Annotated in this window: 13 protein-coding genes; 1 reads left to right on the forward strand and 12 read right to left on the reverse strand. The window is 68.6% G+C overall.

What is annotated here, in order from left to right:
* Positions 1–83 precede the first annotated feature (83 nt).
* Positions 84–1682: a methyl-accepting chemotaxis protein gene (locus FG154_RS00300; protein WP_145103119.1), complete on the forward strand. Its 1599-nt coding sequence runs from the start codon at positions 84–86 to the stop codon at positions 1680–1682.
* A gap of 75 nt (positions 1683–1757) precedes the next feature.
* Here FG154_RS00300 and FG154_RS00305 read toward each other — a convergent pair whose 3' ends face one another.
* The 12 genes from FG154_RS00305 to glgB form a co-directional block, all read right to left on the reverse strand.
* Positions 1758–2543, reverse strand: coding sequence for an FAD binding domain-containing protein (locus FG154_RS00305; RefSeq protein ID WP_145103122.1), 786 nt, complete (start codon positions 2541–2543; stop codon positions 1758–1760).
* Positions 2544–2553: 10 nt separating this feature from the next.
* A complete protein-coding gene (locus FG154_RS00310; RefSeq protein ID WP_145103125.1) occupies positions 2554–4926 on the reverse strand; it encodes a xanthine dehydrogenase family protein molybdopterin-binding subunit in 2373 nt (790 codons plus the stop codon).
* Positions 4927–4955: 29 nt separating this feature from the next.
* Entirely contained in the window at positions 4956–5438 is a 483-nt protein-coding gene (locus FG154_RS00315) for a (2Fe-2S)-binding protein (RefSeq protein ID WP_145103128.1), read from the reverse strand.
* A 28-nt stretch (positions 5439–5466) separates the two neighbouring features.
* On the reverse strand, positions 5467–6003 hold the full coding sequence (locus FG154_RS00320; protein WP_145103131.1) for an SRPBCC family protein: 537 nt from the start codon (positions 6001–6003) through the stop codon (positions 5467–5469).
* Between the two features lie 106 nt (positions 6004–6109).
* On the reverse strand, positions 6110–8311 hold the full coding sequence (locus tag FG154_RS00325) for a hybrid sensor histidine kinase/response regulator (protein WP_145103134.1): 2202 nt from the start codon (positions 8309–8311) through the stop codon (positions 6110–6112).
* The gene (locus FG154_RS00330; RefSeq protein WP_145103136.1) at positions 8308–9486 is read right to left on the reverse strand and encodes an FIST N-terminal domain-containing protein; all 1179 of its coding nucleotides are present in this window, start codon (positions 9484–9486) and stop codon (positions 8308–8310) included. The genes FG154_RS00325 and FG154_RS00330 overlap by 4 nt, the downstream gene beginning before the upstream one ends.
* Before the next feature lie 110 nt (positions 9487–9596).
* Positions 9597–10277 (reverse strand): response regulator transcription factor, encoded by a 681-nt coding sequence (locus FG154_RS00335; protein WP_145103139.1) that lies wholly within the window; start codon positions 10275–10277, stop codon positions 9597–9599.
* Positions 10278–10456: 179 nt separating this feature from the next.
* On the reverse strand, positions 10457–12091 hold the full coding sequence (locus FG154_RS00340) for an alpha-D-glucose phosphate-specific phosphoglucomutase (RefSeq protein ID WP_145103142.1): 1635 nt from the start codon (positions 12089–12091) through the stop codon (positions 10457–10459).
* Positions 12088–14202, reverse strand: coding sequence for a glycogen debranching protein GlgX (gene glgX / locus FG154_RS00345; RefSeq protein WP_145103145.1), 2115 nt, complete (start codon positions 14200–14202; stop codon positions 12088–12090). Before glgX ends, FG154_RS00340 begins: the two co-directional genes overlap by 4 nt.
* The gene (glgA, locus tag FG154_RS00350; protein ID WP_145103148.1) at positions 14199–15635 is read right to left on the reverse strand and encodes a glycogen synthase GlgA; all 1437 of its coding nucleotides are present in this window, start codon (positions 15633–15635) and stop codon (positions 14199–14201) included. The genes glgX and glgA overlap by 4 nt, the downstream gene beginning before the upstream one ends.
* A gap of 108 nt (positions 15636–15743) precedes the next feature.
* Positions 15744–17015: a glucose-1-phosphate adenylyltransferase gene (glgC, locus tag FG154_RS00355; RefSeq protein WP_145103151.1), complete on the reverse strand. Its 1272-nt coding sequence runs from the start codon at positions 17013–17015 to the stop codon at positions 15744–15746.
* Between the two features lie 76 nt (positions 17016–17091).
* A complete protein-coding gene (glgB, locus tag FG154_RS00360) occupies positions 17092–19269 on the reverse strand; it encodes a 1,4-alpha-glucan branching protein GlgB (protein WP_145103154.1) in 2178 nt (725 codons plus the stop codon).
* Between the last annotated feature and the right edge of the window lie 9 nt (positions 19270–19278).

The following is a 19278-nucleotide window of genomic DNA, read 5'->3' on the forward strand; positions in this document are numbered from 1 at the left end:
CGCAGGCAGACCAAACTTCCGTCGCTTTTCCCGACGCATACGTCATATGCCTTTTATTACATGTGTGAATCGGAGAATTTGGAATGGTTGATTTGACGGTACGCGCCAGGCTCATCCTGAGCTTCGGGATCGTGGGGCTCCTTGCGGGACTGGCACTGTGGCTGGAGCTGTCCACGATCGGACAGCTTCGCGCCGACATGGCCCGCTTCTCCGACCATGAGGTGCCGCAGGCGCTTCATGCCTACCAGCTGAACCAGATCCAGCTTCAGCGCAACGTGCTGCAGCGCGAATATGTGCTGAGCGACTCGGCCGACCTTCACGCCAGCCAGCGGGCGAAGATGAAGGCGCTGCGGGACGAGATGCTGCCCGTCTTCGACCAGCTGTCCGCCTTCCTTGAAAACACGCCGCACATGGCGACTCTGCAGGCCTACGAGGCGGACTGGAAGGCGAGCAAGACGGTCAACGACCGCGTGCTGGACCTTGTGGACCAGGGCCGGAACGCCGAGGCGCAGGCGCTTCTGATGGCGCCCGAGCAACAGACGCGGCTGGCCGCACGGGTGCAGATGCTGGCGGATCTTTCGGACGATCTCGTGACCGGAATGCAGGATCGGCGCGCCGCCACCGAGGCCGCCTTCTCGGCCTCGATGCGCAACCTTGCGATCATGCTGGCCTTTGCCGTTGCGGTCTCGATCATCGCGGTCAGCTGGATCGTCATCACCATCGGCCGCGGCCTGCGCACCGCGCTGGCCCTGAGCGAGCGGGTGGCGGCGGGCGATCTTGCCCCTGTCCCCGAGGTGCGCGGCCGGGACGAGTTCGCGGCCCTGGTGCGGGCCAACCACCGCATGGTCGAGCGGCTGCGTGAGGTGGTGTCCACCGTCGCCTCGAGCGCGCAGGAGGTCGGGGACAAGAGCTCGCTGATCGCGGCCTCGTCGCGGCAACTGAGCGACGGGGCCGCCGAACAGGCCTCGGCCAGCCAGCAGGCCTCGGCTTCGGTCGAGCAGATCGCCGCCAACATCCGCCAGAGCTCGGACAATGCGGCCGAGACCGAACGCAAGGCGGCGCTCTCGGCCGAGGAAGCGAGCGCATCGGGCCAGGCCGTCGCCACGGCGGTTGCCGCCATGCACGAGATTTCCGAGCGCATCCTCGTCGTGCAGGAGATCGCGCGCCAGACCGACCTGCTGGCGCTGAACGCCGCCGTGGAGGCCGCACGGGCCGGGCAGCACGGGCGCGGCTTTGCCGTGGTCGCCGACGAGGTGCGAAAGCTGGCCGAGCGCAGCCAGACGGCCTCGCAGGAGATCTCGGCGCTGTCGTCGCGCACGGCGCAGGCCGCGACCGAGGCGCGCCGGATGCTCGACCGGCTGGTGCCCGATATCCGCGGCACCGCAACGCTCGTGTCCGGCATCTCGACCTCGGCGCAGGAACTCTCGGCCGGCGCCGGACAGATCTCGGCGGCAATCCTGCAGCTCGACAGCGTGGCCCAGCAGAACGGCGACGCATCGGACCGTCTTGCGGAAGGCGCGGCAGACCTGTCGCAGCAGGTGATCCGCCTGCAGAGGGCGGTGGACTACTTCCGCCTGGAGAGTGACGGGCAAGTCGCCGGTCCGGCCCCTGAGCCGCGGCCGATCAGCATTGCCCCACAGGCGGGACAGCCTGCCGCCCTCGCGGGCCGCATGGCGGCCTGAGCCGGAACGCGCGCCTGCGGCCGGGATCTCCCCGGCCGCAGCGGCGTTCCTCAGGCCGCTTCGTCACGGGCCGGGTCAGGCGGCCGCGACCGCCCGCCGCGTCAGGACCTTGACGAGATTGGCGCGATAGGCGGGTGTGCCGTGCATGTCGCCCAGCATCCCCTCAGCCGACAGCGCCAGCCCCTCGACCGCGTCGGGGCGGAAATCGGCCGACAGGGCCGCTTCGGCCTCGGTCCAGCGGAAGACGCCGTCCTCGCCCGCTCCGGTGACGGCCACCCTCACGCCATCGGCGAACTTCGCCACGAACACTCCCACGAGGGCGAAGCGCGAGGCGGGCTGGGCGAACTTCATGTAAGCCGCCTTCTCGGGGATCGGGAAATGGACCGAGGTGATGATCTCGCCTTCCCCGAGCGCGGTGGTGAACAGGCCCTGGAAGAACGCGTCCGCCGCGATCTCGCGGCGGTCGGTGACGAGGATCGCGCCAGAGCCGAGCGCCGCCGCCGGATAGCAGGCCGCGGGATCGTTGTTGGCAAGGCTGCCGCCGATCGTGCCGCGCGCCCGCACCGAGGGGTCGCCGATCTCGCCCGCAAGCCAGGCGAGCGCGGGATAATGCGCCTTCGCCTCCCGCGCCACCACGGCATGCGGCGTGGCGCCCCCGACGGCCAGGCCGCGGTCGCCCAGGCAGACGCCCTTCATCTCGGCGATGTCGGCAAGGCTCACCAGCCGTTCGGGCGCCGCCAGCCGCTGCTTCATCGAGGGCAGCAGCGTCTGCCCACCCGACAGGGCCTGCGCGGTCTCATCCGCCAGCGCCGCCACGGCCTCGGAGATCGAGGCGGGTTTCACCAGTTCGAAATTGTGCATGGTCCCCTCCTCAGCCGTGGATCGCCGTCCAGACGCGCGACGGCGTCAGCGGCATGTCGATGTGGGTGATGTGCCGGTGCCCGGCGCGGTGCAGCGCGTCGATCACCGCATTGACGACCGCCGGCGGGGTGCCGATGGCGCCGGCCTCGCCGCAACCCTTGGCGCCCAGCGGGTTGTGGGTGCAGGGGGTCACGCAGGAATGGTCCACGGTGAAGTTGGGCACATCATCCGCCCGCGGCATGGCATAGTCCATGTAGGAGCCGGTCAGAAGCTGGCCATCCTCGTTGTAGACCACACCCTCGAGCAGCGCCTGCCCGATGCCCTGGGCCACCCCGCCATGCACCTGCCCGGCGACGATCATCGGGTTGATGACATTGCCGAAATCGTCGGCGCAGGTGAAGCGGACGATGTCCACGCCGCCGGTCTCGGGGTCCACCTCGACCTCGCAGCCATAGGCGCCGGCCGGATAGGTGAAGTTGGCCGGATCGTAGAAGGCGGTCTCTTCCAGCCCCGGCTCCAGCGTCTCGAGCGGATAGTTGTGCGGGACGTAGGCGGAAAAGGCGATCTCGGCAAAGCTCTTCTGCCTGTCGGTGCCCGCGACCGAGAAGCTGCCGTCGTTGAACTCGATGTCGCCCTCGGCGGCCTCCAGCATGTGGGCCGCGATCTTCTTGCCCTTGTCGATGATCTTGTCGGCGGCCTTCATCATCGCAGAGCCGCAGACCGCAAGGCTGCGCGAGCCATAGGTGCCCATGCCGAACGGGATCTTCGACGTATCGCCGTGGACGATCTCGACCGACTTCGCATCCACCCCCAGCTTCTCGGCGATCAACTGGGCAAAGACCGTCTCGTGCCCCTGCCCGTGGCTGTGCGCGCCGACCAGAACCGAGATGTTGCCGGTCGCGTTCACCCGGATCGTCGCCGCATCGTAAAGCCCCACGCGGCAGCCCAGCACGCCGACGAGGTTCGAGGGCGCGATCCCGCAGGCCTCGATCCAGGTGGACAGCCCGAAGCCCCGCAGCTTGCCCTTGGCCGCACTTTCCGCGGCCCGCGCCTCGAAGCCCGCCACGTCCGACAGTTCGCGCAGCTTGTCCATCGTCGCGTGATAGTTGCCGGTGTCATACACAAGGCCGACCGGCGTCGTGTAGGGGAACTGGTCGGGATTGATGAAGTTCCTGCGCCGGATCTCCCACGGGTCGAGGCCCAGCTCGTCCGCCGCCTTGTCGATGACGCGCTCCAGCGAATAGGTGGCCTCGGGCCGGCCCGCGCCGCGGTAGGCATCGACCGGAACCGTGTTCGTCAACACCGCCTTGACGTTCACATAGACGAGCGGCGTCTTGTAGGGCCCCGCCATCAGCGTGCCATGCAGGAAGGTCGGCGTGCAGGTGGCGAAGTTCGACAGATACGCCCCCATGTTCGCCAGCGTCTCGGTCCTGAGCGCGAGGAAGTTGCCTTCCCTGTCCGTCGCGAGCTGGATCTTCGTCACATGGTCGCGCCCGTGGGCATCCGACAGGAAGGCCTCGGAGCGGTCGCAGACCCATTTCACCGGCCGGTCCAGCCGCTTCGAGGCCGCAAGCACCGCCGCTTCCTCACCGTAGTGATAGATCTTCGAGCCGAAGCCGCCGCCCACGTCGGGCGCGATCACGGTCAGCTTGTTCTCGGGGATGCCCATGACGAAGGCCGAGATCAGCAGCCGCGTCAGGTGCGGGTTCTGCGAGGTGGTGTAGAGCTTGTAATCGCCTGTCCCACTGTCGAAATCGCCGATCGAGGCGCGTGGCTCCATCGCGTTGGGCGAGAGGCGGTTGTTCACCAGTTCCAGCGTCGTGACATGGGGCGCGGCCTCGAAGGCGGCATCGACGGCGGCGCGGTTCTCCTCGATCCAGCCCCAGTCGAAGACCACGTTGTCCTCGCATTCGTCATGGACGCGGTTCGTGGTGTCGGCCACCGCGGCCGCCATGTCCACGATGGCGGGCAGTTCCTCGATGTCGGCCACGATGGCTTCGCAGGCGTCCCTCGCCTGCTCGTAGGTCTCGGCCACCACCAGCGCATAGGCATCGCCGACATGGCGGACCTTGCCATGCGCGAGCACGGGGCGCTTCGGCTCCTTCATCGTGGCGCCGTTGCGGCTCTGCACGAGCCAGCCGGTCGGGTTGCCGCCCACTTCGGTGAAATCCTCGCCCGTCATCACCGCGAGCACGCCGGGCATCTCCTCGGCGGCGCTGGTGTCGATCGACCGGATCCGCCCATGCGCGACCTCCGAACGCAGGAAGCAGGCAAAGGCCTGTCCGCGCAGGTTGATGTCAGCGGTGTAGCGGCCCTTTCCGGTCAGGAACCGGATATCCTCGCGGCGCAGCGTGCTTGCGCCGATGCCTCCGTCCTTCGGCATGAAAAACCTCCCTTCCTGTGCTGGCCCGCTTATTCGGCGGCGAGCTTCTGGCTGTCGGCGCCCGCGGCGGCCATCACCGCCTTGACGATGTTGTGGTATCCGGTGCAGCGGCAGATGTTGCCCTTGAGGTAATGGCGCACCTCCTCCTCGGTCGGATGCGGGGTCTCGGCCAGCAGCGCGGCCGAGGCCATCACCATGCCGGGCGTGCAGAAGCCGCACTGAAGCCCGTGGTGATCCTGGAACGCCTGCTGGATGACCGACAGCGAGCCGTCCTTGTTCGCCATCCCCTCGATGGTGGTGACGGACTTGCCCGCCACGTCCTGCGCCAGCACCGTGCAGCTCTTCACCGGCTGGCCGTCGACATGGACCGTGCAGGCGCCGCATTGCGTGGTGTCGCAGCCGACATGGGTGCCGGTCAGCCCCAGCCCCTCGCGCAGAAAGCTCGAGAGCAGCGTGCGGCCTTCCGTTTCGGCGGACATGGCCTTGCCGTTCACGGTCATCGTGACTTTCATGAATACCCTCCCTGATACGGTCTTCGGCTCAGCGCGAGACGATGCGCTTGAACCAGCCCTTCTTCGCGGGCGCCTCTCCCTCGGCGCCGACCGCGACGGCCTCGGGCTCGTCCTCGCCCTCGGCGGGGCCCTCGACGGCCGACTGGAACCGCTCGAAGAACTGGTCGGCCATCTTGCGTGAAAAGCCGTCGATGATCCGGCTGCCAAGCTGCGCGAGCTTGCCGCCGACATGGACATCGACCTCGTAGGACAGGAGCGTGCCCCCCTCGGCCGGGCTCATCGCGACCTTGGCCGAGCCGCGCGCAAAGCCCGCGGCCCCGCCCTTGCCCTCGCCCGAGATGGTGAGGCCCTGTTCCTCGACCATGTCCGACAGCGTCACATGGCCGGTGAAGCGCGCCTTCACGGGACCGACCTTCTGGGTGACGATGGCCTCGTAGCCCTCGGCGGGACTGCCGGTGAGGCTTTCGCATCCAGGGATGCAGACCCGGAGCACCTCCGGGTCGAGGATGGCCGCCCAGACGGTGGCAGGGTCGGCGGCGATGGTTCTCTGATCGGCAAGCTGCATGACAATCCCCCTCGATGCCGGAAGATTAGGGCGAAAGGGCGCGGTGCGGCTATGTGACCTTGGTCGTAGTGACGCAGCGCGGCCCGTGCGGCGCCCCCGGTGTCCGCTACAGCGCGCCCAGAAACTGCTCGAGCGCACGGGCGTCGATCGGCTTCTGGATCAGCCCGATGCCGGCCTCGGCGCAGAGCGCGGCGATCTCGGGGCGGCGGGCGGCGGTCACGATGCAGGCCGGCACCGGCCCGTGCCGCCCGTGGATCGCGCGGATGAACTCCACCCCGGTCATTCCGGCCCCAAGCTGCTGATCGACGAGGAAGAAATCGGGCAGGATGCCGATCTCGTCGATCAGGTCCAGCGCCTCCTCGCCCGAAGGGGCATCGAGCACGCTCACCCCCCATTTCTCGAGCAGAAGCCCCATCGCCTGCCGCAGGTTGTCGTCATTCTCGACCAGAAAGGCAATCTTGTCCTGCACCGCGACCTTGGCCTGAGCCCGCGCCTCCGAGGCATCCGCGGGTGCGGGCGGCGGGGCACTTTCGGCGCGCGGCACCTGCAGCATGAAGCAGGTGCCCCGCCCGATCTCGGAGCGCAGACCCAGCGGATGGCCCAGAAGCCCGCAGGCACGCTCGACGATGGCCAGCCCGAGGCCCATCCCCTCCGAGGGCGAGGCGGGCGCGTCGAGCCGGTGGAACTCCTTGAAGATGGCCTCCTGATCGGCCTCGGCAATGCCGGGGCCGGTGTCCCACACTTCAAGCCGCACCATCCCGCGGCGCCGCCGCGCGCCCACCAGCACCCGGCCCCGCGCGGTGTAGCGGATCGCATTGCCGATCAGGTTCTGCAGGATGCGCCGCAGGTAGGTCGGGTCCGAGGCCACCAGCGCCCCCGAGGGCAGCACCGTCAGCCGGAGCCCGCGCGCCGCGGCGATGGGCGCGAATTCGTCGGACAGCTGCGCCATCAGCCGGTCCAGCCGCACCGGCTGCACGCTGACCGCCGCCCGGCCCGACTCGAGCTTCGAGATGTCGAGCAGCGCGCCGAGGATCCCTTCCACCGAATCGAGCGCCTTCTGCGCCTTGGCCAGCGCCTCGCGGCTTTCCGGCGCCACCGCCTCGTCGCCGATGCTGGCAATGAAGAGCTTGGCCGCCGACAGGGGCTGCAGGAGATCATGGCTTGCCGCCGCCACGAAGCGCGAGCGCGAGGCGTTGGCGCGCTCGGCATGGGCCAGCGCATCCTCCAGCTCCAGCGTCCGCTCCATCACGCGGGCCTCAAGCGTCTCGTTGGCGCGCGACAGCGCCTCGATCGCCGCACGTTCCGCGGTGACGTCGGTAAAGCTCATCACGAAGCCGCGGTCGGGCATCTCCTGCGCAAAGACGTCGAGGATCAGCTCATCGTGGCGCCGCAGCTCGAACGACAGCGGCGCGCGTTCGTGGCGGGCCTGGACCCAGCCTTCCAGCTGGCCCGCATCCATCCCCTCGCCAAAGCTGATCTCGTGCGCGAAACGTTCCAGCAGGTAGCCAAAGCTGACCCCCAGCCGGAAGCGGTTCATCGGGATCGCCAGCAGGGTTCCGAGCCGCTGGTTCCAGCCGACAAGACGGCCCTCGGCGTCGAAGATGCAGACCCCCTGGTTGATGTGGTCAAGCGTCGCCCGGATCACGCGGGCCTGATCGTCCAGCATCTTGCCGCGTTCCAGCCGCTCGATGCGGATCAGGTCGGTCACGTCGGTCTGCAGGATCACCGTGCCGCCATCGGCGGTCCGATGCTCGGACACCTGCAGCCAGCGGTCCCAGATCAGCCGCACGTTGAAGATGGAATGCCGGTCGTAGTGGCGGCGCTTGCGGCGGATTGCCCAGTCCTCGGGCGTCTCGGCCTCGGGCAGCGCCAGATAGCGCGAGCGGCTGACCCGGTCGATGTAGCTGCCGAAGCTGAGGCCGGGCTTCAGATGCTCCTGCACGTCCAGCATGTGCATTCCGAAGCGCGAGTTGCAGAGCACGAGCACATCGTCTGCGTCGAAGAGCGCAAAGCCCTCCTGCACCGTCTCGATGGCGTTGGCGAGGTTCTGGCGCGCTTCCTCGGCGGCGCGCGTCGCCTCGGCCAGCCGCTCGTTGGACAGGTTCAGCAGTTCCAGCGTGCGCTGCAGGTCGGCCGTCCGCTCGCGCACCTGATCCTCGAGCATGGCCGCGCGCTGGAACTGCGCGTAGGCCGCGCCGCTGTCGTCGGTCGTCCGCTCGACCCGCGCCATCAGGGCGCGCACGATCTCGAGCAGCTTGTCGCGCTGGCGCTCGGGCGGATCGGTCGGGTCGATCAGGGCGAAGCTCATGGCTCCTCCGGCGGATAGATCGCGACGCCCGTCATGGTCTGGTTCACATGCATCCCGTTGAGCTGCTCGCCATAGGTCGAGAAGCCCACCACCCGATGCTGCCGCAGGAGGCGCGACACCGCCCCGATGGCCTGACTGTCGAGCGCCTCCATCCGGCGCAGGACGCAGTCGCAGGCCACGATGGCCGAGGGCGGCCCATCGGCCCCCAGCGCGGCCAGTTCGCCCGCGAGATGCCCGACCAGATCCTGCGGCTCGGCCAGGGTCAGCACCAGCCCCTCGTCGATGGCCGAGAAGAAGACGAGATCCCCGTTCGGGGCCACCTCGCGGATGGCGCGGACATGGTGCTTGCCGCCGATGCGCACGACGACCGGATGGGCCGCAAAGGTGAAGCTGTCGAGCTGCGCCGGGTCCTTGCCCAGAAGCCGCGCATATTCCTGCGCCGCCGGTTCGGCATTGATCCGGCGCACGATCCGGCGGGCGGGATCGGCCTCGGTCACCACCATCCGCTGATCCGTGGGGCGGAAATGGTCGAGGTTGAAGACCCGCACGCGGCAGTCGCTGCGCACCAGCGCCAGCACCGCCGCGTCGCGCAGCACCTCGGCGTTGTGGATCACGAAGGTCTCGCGGAAGCGCACCCCGTCTGCGGCCGAGCCGCCGAACAGCGGCACCGGCCCCAGCCCCGCCGCCAGCGCCGAGGCCAGCTCATCCTCGCGCGTGGACAGGCCGTCCACCATCAGGAAGGCAAACTCGCCCGGCCAGTCCGGCCGGTCGCGCGCCAGCGCGTCGCGCTCGCGGATGAGGCGGCCGATCAACGCCTCGCGGTCGAGACGGGCAAGATCCCGCACCACGACCGGGCGGGCGCGGAAATGCGCCTCCGGCAGGGCGACGGCCACGATCTCGCCCTCGGTGTAGCCGTCGGAGCTGATCTCTCCGGCGGTGGTGCAGCCGATGACCGGCACGGCGCCGAAGACCGCTCCCGCCTCGCGCGCCAGCGCGGCCACGTCGGCGCCGGGACTCATGAACAGGATCACGAGCGCGAAGGGTCCCGGCCCCAGAGCCTCGGCAAGCCGGTGGGCGGCCTCGGGCGTGTCGCTCGTCACATGGGCGCTGGGGACGAGCGCCGGGGCGCCGCCATCCCGCCCCGCAGCGACCGTCCGCTCGCGCAATCCTTCCATTGGCCGTCCTCCCGGTCGGAGCCTAATGCGCCGCATCCGCGCCTGACAAGCATCCCGAAAGTGCCCGTCCGCTGCGGGACAAGCCGGGACGGCTCAGACGCCGGACCGGGTCAGGAATCCTCGGGCATCAGGCTTGCAAAGCTCGCCTCCTGCACCATCAGGACCGCCTGCGTCCGGCTCTGGACACCGAGCTTGCGCATGATGGCCGTGACATGCGCCTTCACGGTCGTCTCGGCGATGGTGAGGTCATAGGCGATCTGCTTGTTCAGCCGCCCCTCGCAGATGAGTTGCAGGATCTTGGCCTGCTGCCGGGTGAGCAGCGACAGGCGGGCGATGGCTTCCTCGCGCTGGCTGGCGGGCGCGCCCGGCGAATGGGGGGTGAAGCCTTCGGGCAGGTAGCTGCGCCCCTCGCGGATCGCCTCGAAGGCCGCGCGGAAGATCTCGCGCCGCGAGTGCTTGGGCACGAAGCCGGCGGCCCCGGCCTTGAGGGCCGCGCCGATCACCCGGTTGTCGGCCAGCGACGAGACCACCACGACCGGAACGCCGCCCAGGCTCGCCTTCAGCCGGATCAGCCCGTCAAGCCCGTTCACGTCCGGCAGGTTCAGATCGAGCACCACGACATCGAAGGCCGGCTGCAGATCGAGCCGCGCCAGCGCCGTCTCGAGCCGGTCGGCGGACTCGATGTGGGTCAGCCCCGCCACGGCCTTGAGCGTCATGCTCAGCGCGTCGCAGAAGAGCGGGTGATCGTCGATGATCAGCGCGGACTGGAGCGGTCGGGCAGGTTCGGTCATGGGCGTCCCATACGTCTTTCCATGAGGCTAGCACATCCCCCGGACGGGATAACCCGGCCAAAGGTCGGATCGACAGCCCCGGCAGAGCCGGGTTCGGGCCGCGCCCTCGCCCGCCGCGGACGCAGGCCGGCCGCCCGGCGGCAGGGGCAGCCTGCCCCTGCCCCGTCCGGCCCAAAGGCTCAGGTGATCACGTCGGGCGTGCGCCGCCCGGTGTGGCGCTCGATCCCCGCGATCTCGTGCGCGGCGGCGATCACCGGGGCCAGCGCCTCCTGCGGGTCGAGGTCGAGCCCCTCGGGCCCCGGCGCATAGCGTTCAAGATAAAGGCGCAGCGTCGCCCCTTCCGTCCCCGTTCCCGACAGTCGCATCACGATGCGGCTTCCGTCCTGAAACAGGATGCGGACGCCCTGCCTGTGGCTCACCGAGCCATCGACCGGGTCGGTATAGGCAAAGTCATCCGCCTCGGCGACCTTCAGGTGCCCGTCGAAGGCCACGCCCGTCAGCCCGTCGAGCTTGCCGCGCAACTCCTCCATCATCGCATCCGCCTTGGCGGTTTCGATCGCCTCGAAATCGTGGCGCGAATAGTAGTTGCGGCCGAACTGCTGCCAGTGCGCCTCGAGGATCTCGCGCACGCTCTCCTTGCGGACCGCGAGGATGTTGAGCCAGAGCAGCACGGCCCAGAGGCCGTCCTTCTCGCGCACATGGTCCGAGCCTGTGCCGAAGCTCTCCTCGCCGCAGATGGTGGCGCGGCCCGCGTCGAGCAGGTTGCCGAAGAACTTCCAGCCGGTCGGCGTCTCGAACTCCTCGATGCCGAGGAACTCGGCCACCCGGTCGGCCGCGGCCGATGTGGGCATCGAGCGGGCGACGCCTCTCAGTCCGGCCTTGTAGCCGGGGGCCAGATGGGCGTTCGCCGCCAGCACCGCAAGACTGTCCGAGGGCGAGACATAGATCCCGCGGCCGACCACCATGTTGCGGTCCCCGTCCCCGTCCGAGGCCGCACCGAAATCCGGCGCCTCGGGGCCGAACATCTCGTCCATCAGCGCCTTGGCCCAGGTCGGGTTCGGATCGGGATGCATCCCGCCGAAATCCGGCAGCGGCGTGCCGTTGACGACGGTGCCCCGGGCCGCGCCCAGCCGGTTCTCGAGGATCTCGGTCGCGTAGGGGCCGGTCACGGCGCACATGGCATCGAAGCGCATGGTGAAGCCGCCCGCGAACATGGATCGGATCGCGGCGAAGTCGAAAAGCTTTTCCATCAAGGCCGCATAATCCGCCACCGGATCCACGACATCGATCTGCATCTTGCCAAGCTGCACAGAACCCACCGCCGAAAGATCGACATCCTGCGCCTCGAGGATCCGATACTCGGAAATGTTTTTCGTGGCGGCAAAGATCGCCTCGGTGACCTGTTCGGGCGCCGGTCCGCCGTTCGGCGTGTTGAACTTCACGCCGAAATCCTCGTCGGGGCCGCCGGGATTGTGACTGGCCGACAGGATGATGCCCCCATCCGTCCCGAACTTGCGGATCAGGTTCGAGGCGGCCGGCGTGGACAGGATCGCCTCCTGCCCGACGATGACCCTCGCCGCACCATTGGCCGCGGCCATCCGCAGGATCACCTGCGCCGCCTCGCGGTTGAAGTAGCGCCCGTCCCCGCCAAGGACGAAGGTCTTGCCCGCCGCCCCGCCGATGGCGTCGAAGATGGCCTGGACGAAATTCTCCAGATAGTGCGGCCGCATGAAGACGGGCGTCTTCTTGCGCAGCCCCGAAGTGCCCGGCTTCTGATCGGCGAAGGGCGTGGTCGGAACGATGTTGACGGTCATCCAGTCTCTCCAGTTGGCGCCGGCACGAAGACCAGCACGGATCGGGCCGGAGCTGCAAGCCCCGGACTCACGGGTTCGGAAGGGGCCTCGGGCCGCGTCGTGTCGAGGACAAGATGCCAGCCCCCGGCAACCGGCGGCAAGGCCAGCGGCACGGCCTCTCCGGCGTTGAAGACGGCCAGAACCGGGCTCTCGCCCCTGTCCGGCCGGTCGGCGTCCATCCGCAGCTCGACGCAGAGGCAGCGCACCGCGGCCGAGTGCCAGTCATGCGGCCCCGGCTCGCGCCCGTCGGGCAGCCGCCAGATCACGTCGCGCATCCCGTCCGAGGCGCGCCTGCGCCCGTGCAGGAAGCCCTTCTGCCGCAGGACCGGCAGGCTCCGCCGCAGAGCCGAGATCCGCTCGACGAAGGCAAGGATCGCCTCGTCGGGCCGGTCCCAGTTCACCCAGCCCACCGGATTGTCCTGCGCATAGGCGTTGTTGTTGCCGCCCTGCGAATTGCCGATCTCGTCGCCGCCCAAGAGCATCGGCGTCCCTTGGCTGAGAAACAGCGTCGCCAGAAGGTTGCGCCTCCGCAGCGCGCGCGCCGCCTGGATGGCAGGGTCCGATGTCGGCCCCTCAAGGCCCAGATTGTCCGAATGATTGTCGTCGTGGCCGTCGCGGTTCTCTTCGCCGTTGGCCTCGTTGTGCTTGCGGGAATGGCTCACCAGATCGGCCAGCGTGAACCCGTCATGCGCGGTCAGGAAGTTGACCGAGCTGGTGGCCGCGCGGGAATGGTGATCGAACCGTTCGGCCGATCCCAGCAGCCGCCGCGCCAGATCGCCCGTCATGCCCGCATCGCCGCGCCAGAAGCGCCGGACATCGTCGCGGAACTTGTCGTTCCATTCGAGGAACGGATGCGGAAAGCCCCCCAGCCGGTAGCCGCCCGGCCCAAGATCCCAAGGCTCGGCGATCAGCTTGACCCGCGCAAGCACCGGATCCTGCCGGATCGCATCGAAGAAGGCGCCCCGGTCGTCGAACGCATCCTCCTCGCGCCCCAGCACCGAGGCCAGATCGAAGCGGAAGCCATCCACATGCATGACCTCGACCCAGTAGCGCAAGCTGTCCATCACCATCCGCAGCACCATCGGGTGGCTGAGATCGAGCGTGTTGCCCGTGCCGGTCATGTTGACATAGCGCCGCCCGCCCTCGGCCAGCCGGTAGTAGCTGCGGTTGTCGATCCCCCGGAACGAAAGCGTGGGCCCCAGCTCGTCGCTCTCGCCGGTGTGGTTGTAGACCACGTCGAGGATCACCTCGATGCCCGCGGCGTGGAAGCGCCGCACCATCGCCGCAAACTCCCACAGCGCCCCCTTGGCCAGATAGCGCGGGTCGGGCGCGAAGAAGCCGATGGTCTGGTAGCCCCAGTAGTTCGAAAGTCCCCGGTTCACGAGAAAGCGGTCGTCGAGAAAGGCCTGCACCGGCAGCAACTCGACCGCCGTCACCCCGAGCCGCAGCAGATGCTCGACGACCGCATCCGAGGCGAGGCCGAGGAATGTGCCCCGCAGCCCCTCCTCCACCCCGGGATGCAGCATGGTCAGCCCCTTGACATGGGCCTCGTAGATCAGGGTCTCGGTCAGCGCCCGCTCGGGCGGGGCGTCGGGGCCCCAGTTGAAGTTGTGCCCCACCACGACCGACTTCGGCACCGCAAAGGCGCTGTCCCGGCTGTCGAAGGAGAGATCGGCCCGCGGGCTGCCGACCTTGTAGCCCATCACCGCATCCGACCAGCGCAGCCGCCCCTCGAGCTTGCGGGCATAGGGATCGATCAGCAGCTTGTTGGGATTGAACCTGTGGCCCTGCTCGGGCTGGTAGGGGCCGTGGACGCGGTAGCCGTAAAGCTGCCCCGGCAGAAGGCCGTTCACCTTCAGGTGCCAGATGTCCCCGTCGCGCTCGGTCAGCGGCAGGCGCATCAGCTCGTGCCGCCCGTCCGGCGCAAAGAGGCACAGCTCCACCCTCTCGGCATGGGCCGAGAACAGGGCGAAATTGACCCCCTCGCCGTCAAAGCTGGCGCCCAGCGGCCAGGGGCGCCCGGGCGCGGTGGCAAGTCCCGGCAGCCCCGCGGGCTGCGGCGCGGCTGTCACGCGACAAGCTCCCGGTAGAGCGCGGCATAGGCCGCGGCCGAGGTCTGCCACCCGACCGGATGGCGCATCGCGTTCTTCTGGACCTTCTCCCAGAGGGCGTGATCGGCGTAGAGGTGGATCAGCCGCCGCAGCGCCTCGGCAAGGGCCGGAGGCTCGGTCGGATGGAAGGTGAGACCCGTGGCACAGCCCGCCGTCAGGGCGGCGGGGTTCGCGTTGATGATCGTGTCGGCAAGCCCGCCCGTCAGCGCCACGACCGGGATGGCCCCGTAGCGCAGCCCGTACATCTGCGTCAGCCCGCAGGGCTCGAACCGCGAGGGCACCAGCACCGCATCGCCACCCGCAAACATCAGGTGCGACAGACCCTCGTCATAGCCGATCCGCACCCCCACGCGGCCGGGAAAGCGCACCTCCAGCTCGCGCATCGCGCCTTCCAGCGCCGCATCTCCCGTTCCCAGCACCGCAAGCCCGCCGCCCGCGGCGATGAAGTCGGGCAGGACCTCGGGGATCAGGTCGATCCCCTTCTGATAGGTCAGCCGGCTCACCAGGATCGCCAGCGGCCCCGGCACATCGAGCTTGAAGGCGCCCGACAGCACCGCCCGGTTCTCGGCCTTGGCCTTCAGGCTGCGGGCGGTGTAGGGCCGCTCCTCGGCCTCGGGCGACCAGATGTCGGTATCGACGCCGTTCAGGATGCCCGAGACCTGCGCCGCCCGCGCCGCGATCACCCCCTGCAGCCCCATGCCGAACTCCGGCCGCATCAGCTCGCAGGCGTAGGTGGGCGATACGGTGGTGATATGGTCCGCCGTCACCAGCCCCGCCTTCAGCGACGACAGCCCGCCGTAATATTCCAGCGCCGCCGGATGGAACTCCGAGGCCGGAAGCCGCAGCGAGGGCAGCAGCGCCGCCGGCGCCCAGCCCTGAAAGGCAATGTTGTGCACCGTCAGCACCGAACGCACGCCGCCGCTGCCCCAATAGGCCAGATAGGCCGGCGCAAAGCCGGCCTGCCAGTCATGCGCATGAAGCACCTCCGGCCGCCAGCCATCCGACAGCCCCTCGCGCGCGATCCGCGCCCCGATCCAGGACAGCGCCGCGAACCGCTGCGCATTGTCGCCCCAGTCGCCCCAGGGCCCGGCATAGGGCCCGCCCTCGCGGTCATAGAGATGCGGCGCATCGAGCAGCAGCATCCTGCGCCCCGCCACCTCGCCCGCCATCACCCGGCCCCGGCCGCCAAAGAGATCCTCTTCGGAAAAGACCTCCTCCATCTGCTCGAGCCGCCACCGCAGTGGACGGTAGCAGGGCATCAGCACCCGCATCTCCCAGCCCTCGGCCGCCAGCGCACCGGGCAGGGCGCCCACCACATCGGCCAGTCCGCCGGTCTTCAGCAGCGGCACGCACTCGGAAGCCACCGACAACACCCGTCCGCGCGCCGTCTCCATCCTGTCCCCGTCCTTCATCCACCTGCCCCGGGGCGCGCCCGCCCCGGCCTCTTTCATTCTCGTCCAAATATCCCGCGGGGGTGCGGGGGCGCGAAGCCCCCGCCGCCCTCAGCCGAGCGCACGCGCCCGGGCGTCGAGCATGTCCTGCGTCACCAGCACGATCCCCCCCTCCGAGCGGCGGAACCAGCGCGCATCCTCCTCCGGCTCCTGGCCGATCACCAGCCCCTCGGGGATCACGACCCCGCGGTCGAGCACGCAGTTCGTCAGGTCCGCCTTCCGGTTCACCGTCACATGCGGCAGCGCCACCACATGGCTCAGCGACGAGTAGCTGTGCGTCCGGCAGCCGGTGAACAGCAACGAGCTGCGGATCTCGCTGCCCGACACGATGCAATCGCCCGAGACCAGCGACGAGATCGCCATGCCTCGCCGCCGCTCGCTGTCATGGATGAACTTGGCCGGCGGCACGATCTGCGAATAGGTCCAGATCGGCCATTCGCGGTCATAGAGGTCCAGCTTGGGCGTGAAATCCGTGAGGTCGATGTTGGCCTGCCAGAAGGCGTCGATCGTGCCCACGTCGCGCCAGTAGGGCTCGGTCTCGAGGCCGGTCATCACGCAGCTGTCGGAGAAGCGGTGCGCCATCGCCTTGCCGTTCCTGACGATGGCGGGGATCAGGTCATGGCCGAAATCGTGGCTCGAGTTCGGGTCTTCGGCGTCGCGGATCAGCAGGTCGCGCAGGAAGGCCCAGTCGAAGACATAGATCCCCATCGAGGCCAGCGCATTGCCCTCGTCGCCCGGGATGCCCGGCGGGTCGGCCGGCTTTTCCAGAAAGTCGGTGATGCGCAGGCTGGCATCGACATGCATCACGCCGAAGGCCGTGGCCTCCATCCGCGGAACCGTCAGGCAGCCGATGGTCACGTCGGCGCCGGTCTCGCAATGCTGGCGCAGCATGATCTCGTAATCCATCTTGTAGACGTGATCGCCCGCAAGGATGATCACATACTTGATGTCGTAGCTGTCCACGATGTCGATGTTCTGCGTCACCGCATCGGCGGTGCCGAGATACCACTTGTGCTCGTCCACCCGCTGGCTCGCCGGCAGGATGTCGAGATATTCGTTGCGCTCCTCTCGGAAGAAGTTCCAGCCGCGCTGGATGTGCCGGATCAGGGAATGTGCCTTGTATTGCGTGGCGATCGCCATCTTGCGGATGCCCGAGTTCATCGCGTTCGACAGCGCGAAGTCGATGATCCGGGCCTTGCCGCCGAAATAGACGGCCGGTTTCGCGCGGGTGTTGGTCAGTTCCTTCAGCCGGCTGCCCCGGCCGCCCGCCAGCACGAAGGCCATGGCCTGATTGGTCAGCCTCAGTGGGGGTTGCGCCTTCATTCCGTCCTCCCGTCACGCGGGTTGGCCCCGCCTTGCATCCCTGTTCCCGGCGGGGTCGGACTTGCCGTCGCGCAAATCAGCCCTGCCTGAAGATTACCGTAGACAGCGGCGGCAGCGTGACAAGGGCCGAATGTTCCTGCCCGTGCCAGCGCACCGGCTCGGACAGGACGCCGCCGAGATTGCCCCGGTTCCCGCCGCCGTAGATTTCGGCATCGGTGTTCAGAACTTCATCCCACTGACCCTCGGCCGGAAGCCCGAGACGGACCCGCCGTTCGACGGGGGTGAAGTTCATCGCAGCCACCACCATCGGCTCATCCACCCGGCCCCTTCGGATGAAGGCGTAGAGGGAATGGTCCGAGTCATTGGCCTCCAGCCAGACGAACCCCTCGGGCCGCGCGTCGTTGCGGTGCAGCGCCGGCGTCGCGCGATAGAGCCGGTTCAGATCGCGCACGAGGCTCTGCATGCCCCGATGCAGCGGATGGTCGAGCTGCTGCCACTCGAGTTCGCCCGCATGGTTCCACTCGCGCCCCTGCGCAAACTCGCAGCCCATGAACAGGAGCTTCTTGCCCGGGTGCGTCCACATGTAGCCGTAGTAGGCGCGCAGGTTGGCGAACTTCTCGGCCCCCTCGCCCGGCATCTTCGCGATCATCGAACCCTTGCCGTGCACCACCTCGTCGTGGCTGATCGGCAGGATGTAGTTCTCGGACCAGGCGTAATGCAGGCTGAAGGTCATCTGGTGGTGATGGTGCCGCCGATGCACCGGGTCGCGCGACATGTAGTCGAGCGTGTCGTTCATCCAGCCCATGTTCCACTTGAAGCCAAAGCCGAGCCCGCCCTGATGCACGGGGCGCGAGACGCCGGGAAAGGCCGTGCTCTCCTCGGCCACCGTCATCACGCCCGGATCCTCGCCATAGACGGTGGCGTTCACGCGGCGCAGAAGGTCGATGGCCTCGTAATTCTCGCGCCCGCCGTCGCGGTTGGGCACCCATTCGCCCGCCCTGCGCGAATAGTCGCGGTAGAGCATCGAGGCCACCGCATCCACCCTGAGCCCGTCGATGTGATATTCCTCGAGCCAGTAGAGCGCGTTCGAGGTCAGGAAATTTGCCACCTCGGTCCGGCCGAAGTTGTAGATCAGCGTGTTCCAGTCCTGATGGAAGCCCTCCCGCGGGTCGGCGTGCTCGTAGAGCGGCGTCCCGTCGAAGCGGCCAAGGCCATGCGCGTCGGCCGGGAAATGGCCCGGCACCCAGTCGATCAGCACGCCCAGCCCCTTGGCGTGGGCGGCCTCCACCAGCGCGCGGAACTCGTCGGGCGTGCCGTGGCGGATCGTGGGGGCAAAGAGCCCCACCGGCTGGTAGCCCCACGAGCCGTCGAACGGATGCTCGCTGATCGGCATCAGCTCGATATGGGTGAAGCCCATGTCAGCCACATAATCCACCAGATCGCGCGCAAGCTCGATGCAGGAGAGCATCCGCCCGCCCTCGCCCCGCTTCCAGCTGCCGAGATGGACCTCGTAGATCGAGATCGGCGCCTCGATCGAATGGCGCGCCGCGCGCTCGGCCATCCACTCCGCGTCCCGCCAGTCAGGCTGCCCGAGCGCCCGCACCACCGAGGCCGTGCGCGGCGGATGTTCGGATCCGAAGCCCACCGGATCGGCCTTCAGCGGCAGAAGCTCGCCCCCCGGTCCACGGATCTCGTACTTGTAGGCCGCACCCTCGCCCACGCCGGGCAGGAAGGTCTCCCAGACGCCGGTGGGGCCGCGGCGGCGCATGGGATGGCGGCGGCCATCCCAGATGTTGAAGTCGCCCACCACCGAGACGCGCTGCGCATTGGGCGCCCAGACGGCGAAATGGGTGCCCTCGACCCCCTCGTGGCGGATCGGATGGGCCCCCAGCACCTGCCAGAGCCGACGGTGCGTGCCCTCGCCCAGAAGATACTCGTCCAGCTCGCCCAGCACCGGGCCGAAGCGGAACGGATCCTCGAACTCCCAGACCGCGCCATGGCCCTCGGTGCGCAGCCGGTAGGGCTCGCACCCCATCCGCACGGCAAAGAGGCCGGGGAAGCCCGCGACCTCTTCGGCCTCGATCTCGCGCGAGGCGAGGACGGAGAGGCGATCGGCGCCCGGCACGAAGGCGGTGAGCACATGGCCCTGCCCCCACCGATGCAGCCCCAGAACCGAGAAGGGATCGCCATGCGCCCCCTCGACGATGGCTTGTGCGACGGTGGGATCGACAAGCGTCTCAGGGGATTTGGCCATGATTCCTCG

The sequence above is a fragment of the Cereibacter sediminicola genome (genome assembly GCF_007668225.1).
Lineage (GTDB): Bacteria > Pseudomonadota > Alphaproteobacteria > Rhodobacterales > Rhodobacteraceae > Cereibacter_A > Cereibacter_A azotoformans.